The sequence below is a fragment of the Pseudomonas sp. SAS7 genome (genome assembly GCF_052112345.1).
Classification (GTDB): Bacteria; Pseudomonadota; Gammaproteobacteria; order Pseudomonadales; family Pseudomonadaceae; genus Aquipseudomonas; species Aquipseudomonas putida_Q.
Window position 1 is genome coordinate 386,657 of record NZ_JBEGGO010000002.1, and the last position, 20,304, is coordinate 406,960.

17 protein-coding genes are annotated in these 20,304 nt (G+C 64.7%); 7 read left to right on the plus strand and 10 right to left on the minus strand.

Going from position 1 to position 20,304, the window contains the following annotated elements; all coding sequences use genetic code 11:
- The first annotated feature begins 156 nt into the window (after positions 1-156).
- The 4 genes from ABI582_RS05355 to ABI582_RS05370 all read left to right on the plus strand — a co-directional run bounded on the left by ABI582_RS05355 (position 157) and on the right by ABI582_RS05370 (position 4,648).
- Complete coding sequence (locus ABI582_RS05355; protein ID WP_442118565.1) at positions 157-1,215, plus strand: putative 2-aminoethylphosphonate ABC transporter ATP-binding protein; 1,059 nt, start codon at positions 157-159, stop codon at positions 1,213-1,215.
- Between the two features lies 1 nt (position 1,216).
- Entirely contained in the window at positions 1,217-2,941 is a 1,725-nt protein-coding gene (locus ABI582_RS05360; RefSeq protein ID WP_174371339.1) for a putative 2-aminoethylphosphonate ABC transporter permease subunit, read from the plus strand.
- An 18-nt stretch (positions 2,942-2,959) separates the two neighbouring features.
- Positions 2,960-3,985, plus strand: coding sequence for a putative 2-aminoethylphosphonate ABC transporter substrate-binding protein (locus ABI582_RS05365; RefSeq protein WP_442118566.1), 1,026 nt, complete (start codon positions 2,960-2,962; stop codon positions 3,983-3,985).
- Between the two features lie 114 nt (positions 3,986-4,099).
- Positions 4,100-4,648, plus strand: a complete 549-nt coding sequence (locus ABI582_RS05370; protein WP_442118567.1) for a phosphonate degradation HD-domain oxygenase — start codon at positions 4,100-4,102, stop codon at positions 4,646-4,648.
- A gap of 108 nt (positions 4,649-4,756) precedes the next feature.
- Here the strand turns inward: ABI582_RS05370 and ABI582_RS05375 are convergent, their stop codons facing one another.
- The gene (locus ABI582_RS05375) at positions 4,757-6,121 is read right to left on the minus strand and encodes a GTPase/DUF3482 domain-containing protein (RefSeq protein WP_442118568.1); all 1,365 of its coding nucleotides are present in this window, start codon (positions 6,119-6,121) and stop codon (positions 4,757-4,759) included.
- Positions 6,114-7,505 carry a DUF2868 domain-containing protein gene (locus ABI582_RS05380; RefSeq protein ID WP_442118569.1) on the minus strand — a complete coding sequence of 464 codons (1,392 nt, stop codon included), beginning with the start codon at positions 7,503-7,505 and terminating at the stop codon, positions 6,114-6,116. Before ABI582_RS05380 ends, ABI582_RS05375 begins: the two co-directional genes overlap by 8 nt.
- Positions 7,506-7,559: 54 nt before the next feature.
- Between ABI582_RS05380 and ABI582_RS05385 the strand changes: the two genes are divergently transcribed.
- Entirely contained in the window at positions 7,560-8,075 is a 516-nt protein-coding gene (locus ABI582_RS05385) for a dihydrofolate reductase (protein WP_442118570.1), read from the plus strand.
- Between the two features lie 125 nt (positions 8,076-8,200).
- On the opposite strand, the gene ABI582_RS05390 is transcribed toward ABI582_RS05385, so the two are convergent.
- The 3 genes from ABI582_RS05390 to ABI582_RS05400 all read right to left on the minus strand — a co-directional run bounded on the left by ABI582_RS05390 (position 8,201) and on the right by ABI582_RS05400 (position 13,492).
- The gene (locus ABI582_RS05390) at positions 8,201-9,592 is read right to left on the minus strand and encodes an L-cystine transporter (RefSeq protein ID WP_338745530.1); all 1,392 of its coding nucleotides are present in this window, start codon (positions 9,590-9,592) and stop codon (positions 8,201-8,203) included.
- Positions 9,593-10,182: 590 nt separating this feature from the next.
- Positions 10,183-12,024, minus strand: coding sequence for a dihydroxy-acid dehydratase (gene ilvD / locus ABI582_RS05395; protein WP_258654294.1), 1,842 nt, complete (start codon positions 12,022-12,024; stop codon positions 10,183-10,185).
- 271 nt (positions 12,025-12,295) lie between these two features.
- The gene (locus ABI582_RS05400) at positions 12,296-13,492 is read right to left on the minus strand and encodes a class I SAM-dependent rRNA methyltransferase (RefSeq protein WP_258910816.1); all 1,197 of its coding nucleotides are present in this window, start codon (positions 13,490-13,492) and stop codon (positions 12,296-12,298) included.
- A 424-nt stretch (positions 13,493-13,916) separates the two neighbouring features.
- Here ABI582_RS05400 and ABI582_RS05405 point away from each other — a divergent pair, with 424 nt between their 5' ends.
- Both ABI582_RS05405 and mutM read left to right on the plus strand, forming a co-directional pair.
- Positions 13,917-14,735 carry an HDOD domain-containing protein gene (locus ABI582_RS05405; protein ID WP_442118619.1) on the plus strand — a complete coding sequence of 273 codons (819 nt, stop codon included), beginning with the start codon at positions 13,917-13,919 and terminating at the stop codon, positions 14,733-14,735.
- A 3-nt stretch (positions 14,736-14,738) separates the two neighbouring features.
- Complete coding sequence (gene mutM / locus ABI582_RS05410; protein ID WP_049276511.1) at positions 14,739-15,551, plus strand: bifunctional DNA-formamidopyrimidine glycosylase/DNA-(apurinic or apyrimidinic site) lyase; 813 nt, start codon at positions 14,739-14,741, stop codon at positions 15,549-15,551.
- A 135-nt stretch (positions 15,552-15,686) separates the two neighbouring features.
- Here mutM and ABI582_RS05415 read toward each other — a convergent pair whose 3' ends face one another.
- From ABI582_RS05415 to ABI582_RS05435, 5 genes are all read right to left on the minus strand, one after another.
- On the minus strand, positions 15,687-15,938 hold the full coding sequence (locus ABI582_RS05415) for a YfhL family 4Fe-4S dicluster ferredoxin (RefSeq protein WP_016502084.1): 252 nt from the start codon (positions 15,936-15,938) through the stop codon (positions 15,687-15,689).
- 108 nt (positions 15,939-16,046) lie between these two features.
- Positions 16,047-16,526 (minus strand): pantetheine-phosphate adenylyltransferase, encoded by a 480-nt coding sequence (gene coaD / locus ABI582_RS05420; protein ID WP_016489662.1) that lies wholly within the window; start codon positions 16,524-16,526, stop codon positions 16,047-16,049.
- Between the two features lie 111 nt (positions 16,527-16,637).
- Complete coding sequence (locus ABI582_RS05425) at positions 16,638-18,236, minus strand: GMC family oxidoreductase N-terminal domain-containing protein (RefSeq protein ID WP_442118571.1); 1,599 nt, start codon at positions 18,234-18,236, stop codon at positions 16,638-16,640.
- A 20-nt stretch (positions 18,237-18,256) separates the two neighbouring features.
- Entirely contained in the window at positions 18,257-18,742 is a 486-nt protein-coding gene (locus ABI582_RS05430) for a twin-arginine translocation pathway signal protein (protein ID WP_338745527.1), read from the minus strand.
- A gap of 10 nt (positions 18,743-18,752) precedes the next feature.
- On the minus strand, positions 18,753-20,183 hold the full coding sequence (locus ABI582_RS05435) for a coniferyl aldehyde dehydrogenase (protein WP_442118572.1): 1,431 nt from the start codon (positions 20,181-20,183) through the stop codon (positions 18,753-18,755).
- Positions 20,184-20,304 lie beyond the last annotated feature (121 nt).

Consider the following 20,304-nt stretch of genomic DNA (forward strand, 5'->3'; position numbering starts at 1 on the left):
TCTTCGCAGCACAAGGCTGCTCCTACAAGTAGGGTGACGGCCTGTCAGGCCATTACCAAATTTGCCTATACGACTATCACCCGCTTTTGCCTTAACGCCACAGAACCTTCGCACAGCCTGCCTAGCATCGCCCCATCTCTTCGATGAGGCCCTGCCATGAACCACACCACCCCCGGCGCACAGATGCAAGTGCGCAACATCCACAAGCGCTTCGGTGCCTTTACGGCGCTCAACGATGTCTCGCTGGACATCGCCGCCGGCGAACTGGTGTGCCTGCTCGGCCCGTCCGGCTGTGGCAAAACCACCCTGCTGCGCTGCATCGCCGGCCTGGAGCGCCAGGACCGCGGCACGCTGTACATCGGCGAGCGCGATATCTCCGAGCTGCCGCCCCAGGCCCGTGACTACGGCATTCTGTTCCAGTCCTACGCGCTGTTCCCCAATCTTACCGTCGAAGCCAACATAGCCTACGGCCTGACCGGCAGTGGCCGCGAGCAGGCCCGCCAGCGGGTGGCCGAAATGCTCGAACTGGTAGGCCTTTCTGGCAGCGAGAAGAAATACCCAGGCCAGCTCTCCGGTGGCCAGCAGCAACGTGTGGCCCTGGCCCGCGCGCTGGCACCGTCGCCATCCCTGCTACTGCTCGACGAGCCGATGTCGGCGCTGGACGCCCGGGTCCGCGAGCACCTGTGCACCGAGCTGCGCCAGCTGCAACGCCAGCTGGGCATCACCACCTTGATGGTGACCCACAACCAGGACGAGGCCATGCTGATGGCCGACCGCATTGCGGTGATGAACAACGGCCAGGTCGAGCAGTACGCCACCCCGCAGGAAATCTACGACCAGCCGGCCACGCCGTTCGTTGCCGAGGTCGTCGGCCAGGGCAACTGGCTGCCATTCCAGCGCAGCGGCGACAGCCATGCCCAGGTCGGCGGCATGAACATGCGCCTGGCCCCGGGTTCGGCCCGGGCCAGCAGCGGCCGGCTGTTCTGTCGCCCGGAGGCGATCACGGTCAACCCGGTGGTACACGAAGAAAACCTGTTCCCGGCCATGGTCCGCGAAATCACATTCCTCGGTAACCGCTGCCGCATGAGTTTTGAACTCAAGGCCCTGCCAGGCCATGCCCTGTTGGCCGAGGTGGCCCCCGAGGCTATGCCGCGCCTGGGTTCGCAGGACATCTGGGTGGCGCTGCCGCCGCAGAGCCTGCAGGTGTTTGCCTGAGATGGCCGCGCCAATGTCCCTGCCGCTGAGCCAGGCCAAAGCCGCGCCGCGTGCTGGCGTTGCCCTGGGCGACCGGTTGTTCGTCGTCGGCGGCAAGAGCCTGCTGCTGATCCTGTTGGTACTGGCCGTGCTGATGCCGCTGCTGGCGATCTTCTGGCGTGGCTTCAGCGCTGACGCGGGCCAGGGCGGCGGCCTGCTGGCAGCCCGTGAACTGTTCGCCAGCGACAACTTCCACTGGTTGCTGGGCAACAGCCTGTCGGTGGCCTTCACCGTCGCGGCCATCGTGGTGCCGCTGGCCTACCTGTTTGCCTATGCCCTGCAACGCACGCTGATCCCGGCCAAGGGCCTGTGGCGGGGGATTTCGCTGCTGCCGCTGCTGGCGCCGTCGATGCTGCCGGCCATCGCCCTGGTCTACCTGTTCGGTAACCAGGGGCTGTTGCGCGGGTTGCTCAGCGACAACATCTACGGCTTCTGGGGCATCGTGCTGGGGGAGGCCATCTACACCTTCCCGCATGCGCTGATGATTCTGCTGTCGGCGCTGTCGCTGGCCGATGCTCGGCTGTTCGATGCTGCCTCCAGCATGGGCGCCGGCCCAGGTCGGGCGTTCACCAGCATCACCTGGCCGGCCACGCGCCAGGCGGTGTTTGCGGCGTTCTGCCTGGTGTTCACCCTGACCATCACCGACTTCGGTGTGCCGGTGGTGGTCGGGGGCGACTATCAGGTGCTGGCGCTGGAGGCCTACAAGGCGGTGGTCGGCCAGCAACAGTTCGGCCGTGGTGCATTGATCGGCATGGTGCTGCTGTTGCCGGCCCTGTTCAGCTTCAGCGTCGACGCCTGGCTGCGCCGGCGCCAGGGCGAGGCCATGAGCGGCCGTGCCCAGGTGTTCGAACCCAAGCCATCGCGTGGCCGCGATGCCTGCTTCCTGGCCCTCGTGCTGCTGGTGTGCGCAGCATTGCTGCTGGTGATCGGCATGGCGGTGTATTCGTCGCTGGTCACGTTCTGGCCATACAACCTGTCGTTGTCGCTGCGTCACTACATGTTCGAAGACACCGCCGGTGGCGGCTGGCTGGCCTACCGCAACAGCGTGACCATGGCCATCGGCACCGCGCTGATCGGCAGCATCGTGATCTTCACCGGTGCCTACCTGATGGAGAAAACCCAGGGCCAACGCCTGCTCAACCAGGCGCTGCGCTTGCTCAGCTTCATCCCCATGGCCGTGCCGGGCCTGGTGCTGGGCCTGGGCTACGTCTTCTTCTTCAACCTGAACGGCAACCCGCTGCATGTGCTGTACGGCAGCATGGGGCTGTTGGTGGTGTGCACCATCGCCCATTACCTGACCACCGCGCAGATGACCGCAACCACCGCGCTGCGCCAGCTGGATGGTGAGTTCGAGGCCGCCGCGCTGTCGCTGAAGGCGCCGCTGTACAAGCACTTCCTGCGCGTGACCGTGCCGATCTGCCTGCCGGCGCTGCTGGACATCATCCGCTACCTGTTCGTTTCGGCCATGACTACTGTGTCGGCGGCGATCTTCCTGTACAGCCCCGACACCATCCTGGCTGCCGTTGCCGTGCTGAACATGGACGACGCCGGCAACGTTGGCGGTGCTGCTGCCATGTCCACCTTGATCTTGCTGACCAGTGCCGGCGCTTCACTGCTGCTGGCCGCAGCTTCACGCGGCCTGCTGCGCCGCTCCCAAGCCTGGCGCCAACGCGCCGCGACCGTCTGACCTGTAAGGAACCTACCCATGTACAAGCCCCTTGCACTTGCCGCTGCCGTTTCTGCCGTATTCAGCCTGCAGGCTTCGGCCGCAGGTACCCAACTGACGGTCTACACCGCGCTGGAAGCCGAGCAGCTCAAGAGCTACAAACAGGCCTTCGAGAAGGCCAACCCGGACATCGAGATCAAGTGGGTACGCGACTCCACCGGCATCATCACTGCCAAGCTGCTGGCCGAGAAAGACCGCCCGCAAGCCGACGCGGTATGGGGCCTGGCAGCGTCCAGCCTGGCCATTCTCGACCAGAACGGCATGCTGGAAGCCTATGCACCGAAGGACCTGGGCAAGATCTCCGGCAACTACCGGGACGCTGCCAACCCGCCGGCGTGGGTGGGCATGGACGTGTGGGCCGCGACCATCTGCTTCAATACCATCGAGGCCGAAAAGCAGGGCCTGAGCAAGCCGGTGAGCTGGCAGGACCTGACCAAGCCAGAGTACAAAGGCAAGATCGTCATGCCGAACCCGGCCTCGTCGGGTACTGGCTTCCTTGACGTGAGTGCCTGGTTGCAGACCTTTGGTGAGCCGCAAGGCTGGGCCTACATGGACGCGCTGCACCAGAACATCGGCCAGTATGTTCACTCAGGCTCCAAGCCATGCAAGCTGGCGGCTGCGGGCGAGTTCCCGATCGGTATCTCGTTCGAGTACCCGGCTGTGCAACTGAAGCGCCAGGGCGCGCCGCTGGATATCGTGTTGCCGAAGGAAGGCCTGGGCTGGGAGATCGAGGCGACTGCTGTGATCAAAGGCTCGCCCAAGGCGGATGCTGCCAAGCGCCTGGCTGATTTCTCGGCCAGCCCGGCGGCGATGGAGCTGTACAAGGAAAACTTCGCCGTGCTGGCCGCGCCGGGCATTGCCAAGCCACAGACCGAGCTGCCAGCGGACTATGAACAGCGCCTGATCAAGAACGACTTTGCCTGGGCATCGAAGAACCGTGACCAGATTCTGGCCGAGTGGCGCAAGCGCTACGACGGCAAGTCGGAGAAGGTGGCCCAGCAGTAACCTGTACCGGCCGCTTCGCAGCGCAAGGCTGCTCCTACAGGGGGCGCGATAGCTGTAGCAGCAGCCTTGTGCTGCGAAGAAGCCAACTCATCATCAAGCCAGGATAAGCTACCGATGCCCACCCCAGCACAGATCGTCGACAGCACCTTCGCCCTGTACGCGCGCCATGGCAGCGACGACTACATCGGCGAAGCCATCACCCAGCTCGAACACATGTCACAGGCCGCGCAACTGGCCCTGGCCGAAGGCTTCGACGATGAGGTGGTGCTGGCGGCATTCTTCCACGACATCGGCCACCTGTGTGGCGGTGAGGCCAGCATGGGCGGCTACGGCGTGGTCAGCCATGAACGCATCGGCGCCGAGTATCTGCGCCGTTGCGGCTTTGGCGAGCGCATGGCGCAACTGGTGGAGTACCACGTGGAGGCCAAGCGCTACCTGACGTTGCGCCAGGTTGGGTATTACCAGCGGTTGAGCGAGGCGAGCCGGCGGACCCTGGAGTATCAGGGTGGGGTGATGAGCGAGGCCGAGGCGGATGCGTTCGAGCGGGATCCGCTGTTCGAGGTGAGCTTGCGGATGCGGGAGTGGGATGAGCGGGCCAAGGAGGTCGGCGTGCCGGTGGTTGATCTGGTTGGGTTGAAGCAGAGGGCACTGGCATTGCTTTGACACATGGATTGTCGGCTCTGGCCTCTTCGCAGCACAAGGCTGCTCCTACAGGTATCGCGTCCGCCTGTAGGAGCAGCCTTGTGCTGCGAAGAGGCCAGGCCTGCTGACTCAAAATTGGGAAACCAGTGCTTCCAGCTGTTCCTGCCGCTCAGCCTGATTCAGCTTTGCCCCTGGGTTGAGCGTCGACCATTGCGGATGCGCCCGCGCCTTCACCAGTGCCTCTGGCAACTTGCCCTCGCGCCAGGCCTTCTCATCCAGCTCACCCAGCCTGATGCTGTCTTGCGCCGCATGCCCGCGGTTATCCAGCGCCACCATCAACTGCTGCTGACGCAACGCCAGCAGGCGCAATACCGTGTCGTCCACGGTCAGCTCGCGTTTGCCCTTGAGCTTGCCCATCAACCGTGAGCCATAGTTACGCGCTGTCTGTAGCGCACCACCGGCAATTGCCCCGGCCAGCGCTGCCGCGCCTAGGGTAAGCCCGCCGACCAGCAGATCGACCCCGGCCCCGGCTGCGGCTCCCGCCGCCACACCGCTGCCCAGGCGCACGCCCAGCAGCTTCAAGGTTTCAGGATTGAACAGGTCATCGCCCCAGCGGCCATCGAGCAACGGCAGGTCGCTGGCATGGGCATCTTCACGGCGGAAGGCATACAGCTTGAGCAAGGCTTCGACGCAACGCTGTTCACGTTGGCGTATGTCCTGGCGCAGCGCCTCTATGGCGCGCGCTTCGGCCGCAGGTTCGGCCTCTACACTCCGCCGGCAGGCGGCGCAGTCCAGCAGCAGCTCAGCGATCAGGCGCTTACCACTGTGCTGGCGGGCCAGGCGCTGTGCCTGCTGGTCGTCGATCAGCCGCTGCAGGGCCGGGCGAGCATCCTCCAGCAGCAGGGCCAGGCTTTCATACAAGCGGCGCTCGCCATCCTCGGGCGGGGCCACGCTGTCGAACCGCACCAACGCGTGAAGGCCAAGCCGGGCAAGGGCTTCACGCCATTGCGGCTCGCGGTGCTGGTGGCTGGCGACGAAGTTGAGCACCGGCAGCAGTGGCTTGCCGCAACTGGCCAGCACTTCCAGTTCATCGCGGTACTTGGCCAGCACCGGCTCGCGCGCGTCGATCACGTACAGGCCGGCATTGCTGGCCAGCAACTGGCGCAGCACCTTGGCCTCCTGCTCGAAACGCTGGCGCGCTTCGCTGCCTTGCAGAAAGCGCTCCAGCCGAGCCGGGCCGTCCAGGCGCTCGCCCGGGCGTTCCAGGCGTTCGAGGTAGTCGAGCAGGGCAATGGCGTCCTCCAGGCCCGGCGTGTCGTACAGCTCCAGCAAGGGTTCGCCGTCCACCGACAAACGCGCACCTTCTACATGGCGGGTGGTGCTGGGGCGGTGGGACACTTCGCCAAAGCCTACGTCGCGGGTCAGCGTGCGCAGCAGCGAGGTCTTGCCGACGTTGGTATGGCCGACCACGGCCAGTTTCAGTGGCTCAGTCATGGCCATGCTCCAGCCAGGTCAGTGGTGAGGTGTCGGCGTGCTGCAGGCCAAGGCGGTCAAGGGCTTCGTGCCAATCGCCCAGGCGCTGGGCATCAACAGCCTGGCCGGGTGCGGGCTGCAGTAGCCAGATACGGGTTGCGCCGGCATTGCGCGCCAGTTCGGCGAGCAACGCCAGGCTGCCGCGGTCGGGCGAGCGCCGGGGGTCGCAGGCGATGGCCAGGCGTGCCGGGGGGAAGCGGCTGAGTTGTTCGAGCAGCCGGTTGCGCGACTCGCGGCTGTCGAGCACGCCGGCATCGATCACGCTTTTCGGCAAGGCGGGCGGCCAGGGGCGCTGGTCGTCCAGTTCCAGCCCCACCAGCAGGGCACCGCTGCTGCCGCTTTCCAGCTGGCCGGCGGCAAACTGTGGCAGGGCCTCGGGCGCGGCATCCTGCACGCCGATGCGTTCGCTGCGCGGCATCAGTGCATCGCGCAGTTGCGCGTAGCCGGGCAGGCTCAAGTCCAGTTCCAGGCGCTCGCGCCCCTGGCGCCAGCGCCACAGGCACAATGCAGCCAGTACCAGGCGTGGTAACAGGCCATACACCAGCACCACCCCCAGCAACCAGCTGGCCCAGGCCTGTCGAGCTTGCTCCAGGGCCGGCAAGGCGTCGCCGCTGGCGCGGATCATGGCTTCGTCAGGCACGGCAAAGCCAAGCAGCGAAGGCAGGGCGCCCAGGGCTTGGGTCAGGTGGATGAACGGGTCGGCGGCAAGCAGCGTGGTTTCCCAGACAAAGCCATAGCGCCGAGTCGCCAGCAAGGCCAGCAGCATGCCCAGGGCGGTGAGCATGGCCAGCAGCCACAGGCCATGCACCAGCAGGCCAAGCAGCCAGCGGTTCAGGCGTTGGCGTTGCAGCAGCACCAGCAGTGCAGGTGCCAGGTGTGCGGCCTGGGCATCGCGGGCAAAGCGTTCACTCAGCCATAGCCACAAGCGGCCCAGCCCTGCGCCATGCTCGCCGCTTACGGCAAAACCGATGGCCCAGCCCAGCAGCATCAGCAGGTTCAGCCCGAGCAGGCTGCCCAGGGCCCAGAATACGTTCACCGGCCGTTGCCCATCACCCAGGGCGGCCAGGGCCAGGCCCGCGCCGCTGAGCACGGCCATCAGCAGCAAGGCCAGCAGCGCCAGGCGCGTGCCTTGCTTCCAGTGGCGCAGGGCAGTGCTCATGCCATCGCGTTCGGCCAGGAACAGCGCACGGGTTTCGATGCGCGCCGCCAGGTCGCCGCCCAACTGGCGGGCGCGACGGTTGGCTTCCTGGTCTTCCAGGGGGCCGGCGTGTTCCTCGCGCAGGCGTACCGCTTCGGTGAGCCAGCGCTTGTCCAGTGGAGTCGGTTCAGTCACATGGTCTTCCATTGCACAGGTCAGGGCAGAAGCATAACCCACACGCCCGGTGCTATCCTCGCTGGCATGAATACATCACTCCCCCTTAGCCTGATCGCGGCTTATGCCGAGAACCGCGTGATCGGCATCAATAATTCCATGCCCTGGCATTTGCCGGGGGATTTCAAGTACTTCAAGGCCACCACCCTGGGCAAGCCGATCATCATGGGGCGCAAGACCTGGGATTCGCTGGGGCGGCCGCTGCCTGGGCGATTGAATATCGTCGTCAGCCGCCAGCCGGGGCTTGAGCTGGCGGGTGCCGAGGTGTTTGCGTCGCTTGAAGAGGCGCTGGTGCGGGCCGAGCAGTGGGCGCGCGAGCAGGGCGTTGAAGAGCTGATGCTGATTGGCGGGGCGCAGTTGTATGGGCAGGCGCTGGAGAAAGGGCTGGTCAGCCGGATGTACCTGACGCGGGTGGAAATGGCGCCGGACGGGGATGCCTGGTTCCCTGCGTTTGATGAGGCGCATTGGACGCTGGAGTCGAGTGAGGCACAGGCTGAGGAAGGTAAGCCTGCTTATCACTTCGAGGTTTGGGACAAGGTTTAGATGTCGGGGGTGCTTTGCACCCCGTTCGCGACGCAAGGCCGCTCCTACATCGATCGGCAGTCGCAGGACCAATGTGGGAGCGGCCTTGTGTCGCGATAGGGGCGCGAAGCGCCCCCGGCGATCTGTCAGGAGTGGCTCAATTCGGCATGTTCATCGCCGGCCAGCACATCCTTGTCAGTCTCTTTCAATAACTGGCTGGTCACCACGCCCGCAGTCATCGAACCGTTCACGTTCAGCGCCGTACGCCCCATGTCGATCAGCGGCTCCACCGAAATCAGCAACGCCACCAGCTCCACCGGCAAGCCCATGGCCGGCAGCACGATCAGCGCGGCAAAGGTGGCACCGCCACCCACGCCGGCAACCCCTGCAGAGCTCAGCGTGACGATAGCCACCAGGGTAGCGATCCACAGCGGGTCGAAGGTGTCGATGCCCACCGCTGGCGCCACCATCACCGCCAGCATGGCGGGATAGAGGCCGGCGCAGCCGTTCTGGCCAATGGTGGTGCCGAACGATGCGCTGAAGCTGGCAATCGACTGCGGCACACCCAGGCGGCGGGTTTGCGCCTCGATGTTCAGCGGAATGCTGGCGGCGCTGGAGCGGCTGGTGAAAGCGAAGGTCAGCACCGGCCACACCTTGCGGAAGAAGCGCAGCGGGCTCACACCGATCGCCGCCAGGATGAGGGCATGCACCACGAACATCAGCCCCAGGCCCAGGTACGACACCACCACGAAGCTGCCCAGCTTGAGGATGTCTTCCATGTTCGAGCTGGCAACCACCTTGGTCATCAACGCAAGCACGCCATACGGGGTCAGTTTCATTACCACCCGCACCAGGCGCATCACCCAGGCTTGCAGGGTGTCGATGGCCGACAGGGCGCGCTCGCCTTTCTCAGCATCGTCCTTGATCAGCTGCAGCGCGGCCAGGCCGACGAACACGGCAAAGATCACCACGCTGATGATCGACGTCGGCTTGGCCCGCGCCAGGTCACCCACCGGGTTGCTGGGGATGAACGACAGCAGCAGCTGCGGGATGCTGAGGTCGGCGACCTTGCCTGCGTAGTCGCTGTGGATAACCTGCATGCGCGCGCTTTCCTGCACACCGGCCACCAGGCCTTCGGCACTCAGGCCGAACAGGTTGGTCAGCACGATGCCGATCAGCGCGGCAATGGCGGTGGTCAGCAGCAGGGTGCCTATGCTCAGTACGCTGATGCGGCCCAGCGACGAGGCATTGTGCAGGCGCGCCACGGCGCTGAGGATCGAGGCGAAGATCAGCGGCATGACAATCATCTGCAACAGGCCGACATAGCCGTTGCCGACCAGGTCGAGCCAGGCGATGGTGGCCTTGAGCACCGGGTGGCCAGCGCCGTAGATGGTGTGCAGGGCCAGGCCGAAGGCGACGCCAAGCACTAGGCCCAGCAGTACCTTCTTGGCCAGGCTCCAGTCAGTGCGGCGGGTTTGTGCCAGGCCCAGCAACAGGGCCAGGAACGCCAGCAGGTTAAGTGACAGCGGCAGGTTCATTGAAGCTCCGAAAATCAGAAAATGAGTCATCGCCTCTGTGTGCGATTTCGAACATAAATGCTAACAGCGTGAAAATGCATGCATTTATACCTAAATGGTATTTAGTTATTCCTTTGTGGAATATTGGGCCTAAGGTACGTGCAAAGTAACCCTGTAACTGCCTGTTGAAACAGGGTTACCGTCGCTATCGAGGAGCGCGAATTCCGAACCTGCCGCAGTATATTCGTGCACCACACTGAGCGACGCTCTAGAGAAGACGTTCACGGCCTCTACGTGGGGCGTGCTGACTTTGGAATCCAGGGCATCAGGGCATTCTCTGGTCTGTATGCGCTCATGCTCGGCATTCCACGCCGAGCGGCAGCCGGGGGTGGTGATCGAACCGCTGAAGGAAACGGTTCCAGTGCTTTTACGCTCCTGGCCTTGGGCCAGAGGCGTGAGCAGAAAAAAGCACCCCAAGGTCAGCATGTAGAGCGAGCCTGCCCAGTTCATACCAGCCACTGCCTCTGGTTTTCACAGTGGCCAGTAGTATGTGCGCGACTGACAAAAAAAACCGGCGCACAGGGCGCCGGTGGGTCTTTTTCAGAAGCTTCCTACAAGCCTTCCAGCATCGCCTTGTTGCGCACCGCACCCTTGTCGGCACTGGTCGCCAGCAGGGCGTAGGCCTTCAGCGCGGTGGTCACCTTGCGTGGGCGTACTTCGACCGGTTTCCAGCCCTTCTTGTCCTGCTCGATGCGGCGCTCGGCCAGCTCTTCGTCGCTGACCAGCAGGTTGATCGAGCGGTTAGGGATGTCGATCAATACCTTGTCACCGTCGCGCACCAGGCCGATGGCGCCGCCAGCAGCGGCTTCCGGCGAGGCGTGGCCGATCGACAGGCCCGAGGTGCCGCCGGAGAAGCGGCCGTCGGTGAGCAGGGCGCAGGCCTTGCCCAGGCCTTTGGACTTCAGGTACGAGGTCGGGTACAGCATTTCCTGCATGCCCGGGCCGCCTTTCGGGCCTTCGTAGCGGATGATCACGATGTCGCCGGCCTTCACTTCGTCGGCGAGGATGCCGCGCACGGCGCTGTCCTGGCTCTCGAAGATCTTGGCATTGCCTTCGAACACGTGGATCGATTCGTCGACACCGGCGGTTTTCACCACGCAACCGTCAACGGCGATGTTGCCGTACAGCACGGCCAGGCCGCCTTCTTGCGAGTAGGCGTGCTCGAAGCTGCGGATGCAGCCGTTTTCGCGGTCGTCATCAAGGGTTTCCCAACGGGTCGACTGGCTGAACGCAGTCTGGGTCGGGATACCGGCAGGGCCGGCCTTGAAGAAGGTGTGCACGGCTTCGTCATCGGTCTGGGTGATGTCCCATTTGGCGATGGCTTCTTCCATGCTGCGGCTGTGCACGGTCGGCAGGTCGGTGTGCAGCAGGCCGCCACGGGCCAGCGAACCGAGGATGCTGAAGATGCCGCCGGCGCGGTGCACGTCTTCCATGTGGTACTTCTGGATGTTCGGCGCCACTTTGCACAGCTGCGGCACTTTGCGCGACAGGCGGTCGATGTCCCGCAGGTCGAATTCCACTTCGCCTTCCTGGGCTGCGGCCAGCAGGTGCAGGATGGTGTTGGTCGAGCCGCCCATGGCGATGTCCAGCATCATGGCGTTTTCAAACGCCTTGAAGTTGGCGATGCTGCGCGGGAGGACCGACTCGTCGTTCTCGCCGTAGTAGCGCTTGCACAGCTCGACAATGGTGCGGCCGGCAGTAAGGAACAGCTGCTCGCGGTCGGCGTGGGTGGCCAGGGTCGAGCCGTTGCCCGGCAGGGCCAGGCCCAGGGCCTCGGTCAGGCAGTTCATCGAGTTGGCGGTGAACATGCCGGAACACGAACCGCAGGTCGGGCAGGCGCTGCGCTCGTATTCGGCGACTTTTTCGTCGGACGCCGTGGAGTCGGCGGCGATGACCATGGCGTCGACCAGGTCCAGGCCGTGGCTGGCCAGTTTGGTCTTGCCGGCTTCCATCGGGCCACCGGAAACGAAGATCACCGGGATGTTCAGGCGCAGGGCGGCCATCAGCATGCCGGGGGTGATCTTGTCGCAGTTGGAGATGCACACGATGGCGTCGGCGCAGTGGGCGTTGACCATGTATTCCACGGCGTCGGCGATGATCTCGCGGCTTGGCAGCGAGTACAGCATGCCGTCGTGGCCCATGGCGATGCCGTCATCGACTGCGATGGTGTTGAATTCCTTGGCCACGCCACCGGCGCGTTCGATTTCGCGGGCAACCAGCTGGCCCAGGTCCTTCAGGTGCACGTGGCCCGGGACGAACTGGGTGAACGAGTTGGCGATGGCGATGATCGGTTTCTTGAAATCTTCGTCCTTCATCCCGGTAGCGCGCCACAGGGCACGGGCGCCGGCCATGTTGCGGCCTTGGGTGGAAGTCTTGGAACGATAATCAGGCATGAAACACTCCTGGCGGCTTAATCAGGTCACATAAAGGGGAGTGAGCTTCTCTTGTCCTTTGTGCCGCAGGCCGGTTGCCACTGGCACGGATGGGGCCGAAGACAGCACGGGATCGCCGCATGCTTGGCCAGAGCTCATAAACCCGCCGGGGATGACTGGCGATGAATAGGCCGATTCTACACCGCTGGCGCGGTGAAGGAATGCAGATATGGATGGTTGGCGGGGAGATTGCAGCAGGAAAGGGCCGCTGGGCGGCCCTTTGTAGCAGATATCAGCTATTTGGCAGCAAGCGGCACGTGATGCTCTTGATGTAGCGGGTTTCGGCGATAGCCGGGTGCACCGGGTGGTCCGGGCCCTGGCCGCCGCGCTCGAGCAGCTGCATGTTGCGGTCCAGGTGACGGGCGCTGGTCAGCAGGATGTTGTTCAGGTCGTCCTCGGGCAAGTGCATCGAGCACGAAGCGCTGACCAGGATGCCGTCCTTGTTCAGCATGCGCATGGCCTGTTCGTTCAGGCGGCGGTAGGCCGCTTCGCCGTTTTTCAGGTCCTTCTTGCGCTTGATGAAGGCGGGTGGGTCGGCAATGATCACGTCGAAGCGTTCTTCGGCAGCCTTGAGCTCGCGCAGGGCTTCGAACACGTCGCCTTCGATGCAGGTCAGCTTCTCGCTGATGCCGTTCAGTGCAGCGTTACGCTCCACGCCATCCAGGGCAAAGCCCGAGGCATCGACGCAGAACACTTCGCTGGCGCCGAACGCGCCGGCCTGCACGCCCCAGCCACCGATGTAGCTGAACAGGTCGAGTACACGCTTGCCCTTCACGTACGGCGCCAGGCGCGCGCGGTTCATGCGGTGGTCGTAGAACCAGCCGGTCTTCTGGCCTTCACGCACCGGCGCTTCGAACTTGACGCCGTTCTCTTCCAGCGCCACCCAGTCCGGCACTTCGCCGTAGACGGTCTCGACATAGCGCTGCAGGCCTTCGGCGTCACGCGCGGCGGAGTCGTTCTTGAACAGGATGCCGCTGGGCTTGAGCACCTGCACCAGGGCAGCGATCACATCGTCCTTGTGCGCTTCCATGGTGGCCGAGGCCAGCTGCACCACGAGGATGTCGAAGAAGCGGTCGACCACCAAGCCCGGCAGCAGGTCGGAATCGCCGTAGACCAGGCGATAGCACGGCTTGTCGAACAGGCGCTCGCGCAGCGACAGGGCGACGTTCAGGCGGTGTACCAGCAGCGACTTGTCCAGCGGCAGCTTGATGTCGCGCGACAGCAGGCGGGCGCAGATCAGGTTGTTGGGGCTGAGTGCGACGATGCCCAGCGGTTTGCCGTTGGCCGCTTCGAGAACGGCCTGCTGACCGGCCTGGAAGCCTTGCAGCGGGGTCGCGGCGACGTCGACTTCGTTGCTGTAGACCCACAGGTGGCCGGCGCGCAGGCGGCGGTCGGCATTGGCTTTGAGGCGAAGGCTGGGCAGGGACATGACGTCGCTCCGGGAAAAAAGAGCGGGAGTATAGCGTGTCTGCGGTGCTTTCGCCTTTAGAGGTGCAGCGCCTGGGAGATCGAGCGCCGCCCGCGCGGCGCTTCGCAGCGCAAGGCTGCTCCTACATCTGTTTCGGGCCAGTCACGCCTGTGCCAATGCACGCGATCGCCTTGTTTGTCCGACGCGATATTGAGGTGAACGCCAAAGGCCCGCGCGCCTTTGCTGCAGGAATAACTGGCCCGAAACAGATGTAGGAGCAGCCTTGTGCTGCGAAGCGCCGCGCGGGCGGCGCTCGATTTCCCAGGCGCTGCACCTGTCACGGCGAGCGCAGAGAGGGTTAAAATCCCCGGTCCTAAACGAGTGTGCACGTATGTCCCAAGAACTCAGCGCCGAACAGATCCAGCAAGCCTTGCAAGGCATCACCATTCCGCCGCAACCGCAGATCATGGTCGACCTGCAGTTCGAGCAGTACATGCCTGACCCGGACCTGGAAACCATCGCCAAGCTGATTTCCCAGGACCCGGGCCTCTCGGGCGCCTTGCTCAAGCTGGTCAATTCCCCGCACTTCGGCCTTTCCAACAAGATCGGTTCGATCCAGCGCGCGGTTAACCTCCTGGGCAGTCGGTCGATCATCAACCTGATCAACGCCCAGTCGATCAAGGGCGAGATGAGCGACGAGACCATCGTTACCCTCAACCGCTTCTGGGATACCGCCCAGGATGTGGCGATGACCTGCCTGACCCTGGCCAAACGCACCGGTGTCCAGGCCGCAGACGAGGCTTACACCCTGGGCCTGTTCCATGACTGTGGGGTGCCGCTGATGCTCAAGCGCTTCCCGGACTACATGGATGTGCTGGTGCAGGCCTATGCCCAGGCCGACGAAGATACGCGCGTGGTCGACACCGAAAACCGCGTGTTCAACACCAACCATTCGGTGGTCGGTTATTTCACCGCCAAGTCTTGGCGCCTGCCTGAGCACCTCACGGCAGCCATCGCCAACCATCACAACGCCCTGGCCGTGTTCCGCGACGAGAGCTCGCGCAATACCCAGAGCCAGCTGAAGAACCTGCTGGCGGTACTGAAGATGGCCGAGCACATCTGCGCGTCCTACCGGGTGCTGGGCAACCAGGCGGTGGACCACGAATGGAACGTGGTCGGCCCGCTGGTGCTCGATTACATTGGTCTGTCGGAATACGATTTCGAAAACCTCAAACAGAACATTCGCGAGCTGAGCGGGCACTGACACATGCCGGAATTGCCAGAAGTAGAAACCACCCGGCGCGGTATTGCGCCCCATCTGGAAGGCCAGCGCGTCAGCCGCGTGGTAGTGCGCGACCGGCGCTTGCGCTGGCCAATCCCGGAAGACCTGGATGTGCGCCTGTCGGGGCAGCGCATTGTCAGTGTCGAGCGGCGCGCCAAATACCTGTTGATCAATGCCGAGGTCGGTACGCTGATCAGCCACCTGGGCATGTCGGGCAATTTGCGGCTGGTCGAGCTGGGTTTGCCGGCGGCCAGGCATGAACATGTCGACATCGAGCTGGAGTCGGGGCTGATGCTGCGCTACACCGACCCGCGCCGCTTTGGTGCCATGCTGTGGAGCCTGGACCCGCTGAACCACGAGCTGCTGCTGCGCCTCGGGCCTGAGCCGCTGACGGACCTGTTCGACGGTGAGCGCCTGTTCCAGCTGTCCCGCGGGCGGTCGATGGCGGTCAAGCCGTTCATCATGGACAACGCGGTAGTGGTGGGGGTGGGCAACATCTACGCCACCGAAGCGCTGTTTGCCGCAGGCATCGACCCACGCCGGGAGGCGGGCGGGATTTCACGGGCGCGCTACCTGAAGCTGGCAATCGAGATCAAACGGGTGCTGGCGGCGGCGATCGAGCGCGGTGGTACCACCTTGCGCGACTTCATCGGTGGCGATGGGCAGCCGGGGTACTTCCAGCAGGAACTGTTCGTCTACGGGCGTGGCGGGCAGCCGTGCAAGGTGTGCGGCACGGAGTTGCGCGAGGTGAAGCTGGGGCAGCGGGCGAGCGTGTATTGCCCGCGCTGCCAGCGGTAAGGCTGGAGGCCGCTTTGCGGCCCAATTCGCGGGTAAACCCGCTCCCACAGGTACGGTGCAGGCCTGTAGGCCAGTGAGGTACCTGTGGGAGCGGGTTTACCCGCGAACAAGGGCGAAGCCCTTGCCAGACGGCGATCAGTCCTTGCCGGTAATGCGGCGGTACTTGGCCATCAGCTGTTCTTCGCTTTCCGGGTGGGCTTCATCCAGCGGGATGCAGTCGACCGGGCAGACCTGCTGGCACTGCGGCTCGTCGTAATGGCCCACGCACTGGGTGCACAGGTTAGGGTCGATCACGTAGATCTCTTCGCCTTGGGAGATGGCCTCGTTCGGGCACTCGGGTTCGCAGACGTCGCAGTTGATGCAATCGTCGGTGATTATCAGGGACATGGGGACTCCGGCCGGGGCTCATCGCCTGGGCATGTTCAACGCAATGGGCACAATTGTGCCGCATTCGCGCCCGCAGTGCACGCGGGCGCGATAATCAGGCGATCGGGCTTACTTCTTGAAGCGTTCAGTCAGCGCTTCGGCCACCACCGGGTGGACGAATTTGCTGATATCACCGCCCAGAGCGGCGATTTCCCGGACCAGGGTCGAGGAAATGAACGAATAACGTTCCGAAGGCGTCAGGAACAGGCTCTCGACATCGGGGGCCAGTTGCCGGTTCATGTTCGCCAGCTGGAACTCGTACTCGAAGTCGGACACCGCACGCAGGCCACGCAGGAAGACGTTGGCGCCCTGTTCCTTGGCGAAATGCGCCAACAGGGAGGAGAAGCCGATGACTTCGACATTGGGCAGGTGCTTGGTGACCTCACGGGCTAGCGCCACCCGCTGCTCCAGGGGGAACAGGGGGTTTTTCTTCGGGCTGGCCGCCACCGCGATGATCACGTGGTCGAACAAGCGCGAGGCGCGCTCGACCAGGTCTCCATGGCCTTTGGTAATGGGGTCGAAAGTACCCGGGTACAACACTCGGTTCATCGCGTCATCCTGGCTGGAGTGCGTTGGGGAGTCGGATGGTAGCGCAGCGATTGCGCCCGGCCAAGTCATGCGGCCAGCTGATGGCACTATAGACAGGCGCCATATTCGTTGTCATGCGCTGTGTGCCAGGCGGCCAATCAAGGCTTCGGTGAGCCTGGCGCTGATGGCATACACCGACAGTTGCGGGTTGGCGCCGATGCTGGTGGGGAACAGCGAGCCGTCGTGGACCGACAGGTTTTCCAGCTGGTGATGGCGGCCCAGGCTGTCGCACACGGCCTGGCGCGGGTCTTCGCCCAACGCACAGCCACCCATCACATGGGCGCTGCCCAGGCGCGTCCTGAAGGGCTCCAGGCGCAAGGCGTCGATCATGCCCAGCGCCTGTTCCAGGCTGGAAGCAGCGCTGGCGTCGCTGTGCACGGGGGTCACCTGCATGGCCCCGGCCGCGAACTGGATCTGGGCCATGCTGTGGTAGGCGCGACGCAAGCCGTCGCGCAGGTAGTCGGTGACCGGGTAATCGAGCACCGGTGAACCGTCGCCACGCAGCTCTACGGCGCCACCCTGGCTCTCGGGGTGAAAACCGTCGCGCAGCAGCGCCAGCATTACGTGGGTGTGCGGCAGCTCGGCCATGCGCCGGGCATTTTCGTGGCCGTGCCCACCCAGCAGGGTGCTGGCCAGCGCAGGGTGCAGCGGTGGCACTTCCAGTTTGTAGCCGACCGGGCCATCTGTGCCGCCCTGCCACTGGAAGTGGTCGCTGTAGATGGACTGCGGGGCGCCGTAGTAGGGGTCGATACGGTCTGTGAAACGCGCTGCGCTGAAGTTCACCAGGTGCAAGAACGTGCGTTTGCCCAGGCGGCCATGCGGGTCGGGCGCGGCGGAGCGCAACAGCAGGGCCGGGCTGTTGATGCCGCCGCCAGCCAGGAGGTAATGGCGTGCGCGTACGCTGACCTGCCTGCCGGTGGGATGTACGCCTTGGGCATCCAGGGCCTGGCAGGTCAGGCCCTGGATGCGCTCGCCGTTGTGCGTGAAGCGCTCGGCCCGGGCCAGGTACAGCAGTGCGCCGCCTTGTTCGAGGGTGGCGGGAATGCGCGTCACCAGCATCGATTGTTTGGCATTCACCGGGCAGCCCATGCCGCAGTAGCCCAGGTTCCAGCAGCCGCGCACGTTGCGCGGGATCACCGCCCAGCGGTAGCCCAGCTGCTCACAGCCGCGGCGGAGCACGTCGTTGTTGGCATTCGGCGGCAGGGCCCAGGGGGTAATGCCCAGTTCCTGCTCCATGCGTTCGAACCAGGGCCGTAGCTCATCTTCACCCAGCCCTGTCACGCCGTGGGCTGAAGCCCAGTGCACCAGGGTCTGGGGAGGGGTGCGAAAGCTCGAGGTCCAGTTCACCAGCGTAGTGCCGCCCACGGCGCGGCCCTGCAGGATGGTGATGGCGCCATCCTTGCTCATGCGCCCCAAGCCCTCCTGGTACAGGCTGGCGTAGGCTTCGCTCTCCAGCAGGTGGAAATCGTTGCTGGTCTTGAGTGGGCCTTCTTCGATCAGCAGCACCTTGAAGCCTGCGGCGCTGAGCATCTGCGCGCTGGTGGCACCGCCGGCACCGCTGCCGATCACGGCAACGTCGGCCTCCAGGGCAAGGTCCTGCGCCAGACGCGAAGCGTCATGGGTGATCCAGCCGCGTTCGAGGCCTTGGCGAAACGGGTCGGGGACAGGCATTGGCGATGCTCTTGTTGTTTTCAGATTGTTGGTGGCCCGGGGTAGCCGCAGGCGGTCCAGGACTCGGGGCGTTCGTACCAGGCCATCTGCAGCAACTGCAGCAACGAGGCGTGGCCCATGCGCAGCAGGTTCAGCGAACTGTCCTGCCAACGCTGCAGGAAGGCCATGACTTGCGCAGGGCTGGCCTGTGCCCAGGCGCCCCAGACACCGGTCAGGGGGCCACGGGTGAGTGGCAGGCTGAGCACGTCGAACAGTTGCCGGGTGAGCGTTAGCATTTCCGGCGACAACGCCGCCAGCTTGTGGTCGAGGCTGCCCAGCACCAGGGGCTCGGCGGCCTGCGTACCGGCCAGTACCACCGGGATCAGCGCCCGCAGCAGCGGCAGGTCGTCATCGCGCAGTACCTGATAGCCCGTCGCCGCTGTTTGTGCGCTGCAGCCAACCAGGCTGACACCCGCCAGAAAGGCACTGGCGCCAAGGCTGAAACGCAGCAGGTCGCGGCGGTGCACAGGCCGGCGCTCAGCGGATGAACAGCTTGTAGATCAAGCGCTGCAAGGCTTTGCCGTAGGGCGGGTAGATCAGCCGTGCGGCGTTGAAACGTTGCTTGGCAAGTACGGCCTTGGCCTTGCTGAAGGTCAGAAAACCGTCGTGGCCATGGTAGTGGCCCATGCCCGAAGGGCCGATACCGCCGAAGGGCAGGTCGTCCTGGGCCACATGCAGCAGGGTGTCGTTCAGGCATACCCCGCCGGAGTGGGTGTGGCGCAGCACATGCTCCTGGCCGGCCCGGTCGTAACCGAAGTAGTACAGCGCCAGCGGGCGTGGGCGCTGATTGACGTAGGCCAGCGCCTGGTCGAGGCTGTCGTAGGGCACCAGCGGCAGCAGGGGGCCGAAGATTTCGTCCTGCATCACCTGCATGCTGTCGTTCACGTCCAGCAGCAGGTGCGGTGGCAGGCGCCGGCCCTGGCGAGTTTCGCCTGAGTACAGGTCAAGCACCTGCGCACCTTTGCTGTGGGCATCGTCCAGCAGGTGCTGCAGGCGCTGCAACTGGCGGGGGTTGATGATGGCGGTGTAGTCGGGGTTGTCGGCAATGCGCGGGTACAGGCGGCGCACGGCGCGCTGGTAGGCGTCGCTGAAGGCTGCCAGCCGTTCGCGGGGCACTAGCACATAGTCGGGGGCGACGCAGGTTTGCCCGGCGTTCAGGGTCTTGCCGAAGGCGATGCGCTCGGCGGCGCTGTCCAGTGGCACGTCGGCCGACACGATGGCCGGTGACTTGCCGCCCAGCTCCAGGGTAACCGGGGTCAGGTTGTGCGCCGCCGCCAGCATGACCTGCCGGCCCACGCTGGTGGCACCGGTGAACAGCAGGTGGTCGAAGGGCAAGCGGGCGAAGGCCTGGCCCACTTCGACCTCGCCCAGCACCACGCTGACCAGGTCGGTGGGAAACACCTGCTCCAGCAGGTGTTTCAAGGCCTGGGCGCTGGCGGGCGTGGCTTCGCTGAGCTTGAGCATGACCCGGTTGCCGGCGGCCAGGGCGCAGGTCAGCGGCCCGATGGCGAGGAACAGCGGGTAGTTCCACGGCACGATGACGCCCACCACCCCCAGCGGCTGATAACGCACCTGCGCGCTGGCCGGCTGGAAGGCCAGGCCGACCCGTCGCCGGCTGGCGCGCATCCAGCGATGCAGGTGCCTTTCGGCGTGGCGCAGGCCCTGTACCGAGGGCAGCAGCTCGGCCAACAGGGTCTCGTCGGCGCTGCGCCCGGAAAAATCCTCGCTGATGGCCTCGATCAACCCAGCCTGGTTGGCCAGCAAGGCTTCGCGCAGGGTTCTCAGCCATTGCAGTCGCTGGGCCGCCGGCGGCAGGGGGGTGCCGGCGAAGGCCTGGCGCTGGGCAGCGAACATCGCCGCAAGGTCGAGGTCGGATTGCACAGGGGTCAAGGCACTGGGCGCGTTCATGGCGGCGTTTGATCCGGGCAGGGAATGTCTAGAGCCTATACTCTAATCGGGACGATGGTGCGAATTTTTCCGCGCCGCCGAACGGTGCATTCCACCTGTAATACGCCGTAAGATGACCCTT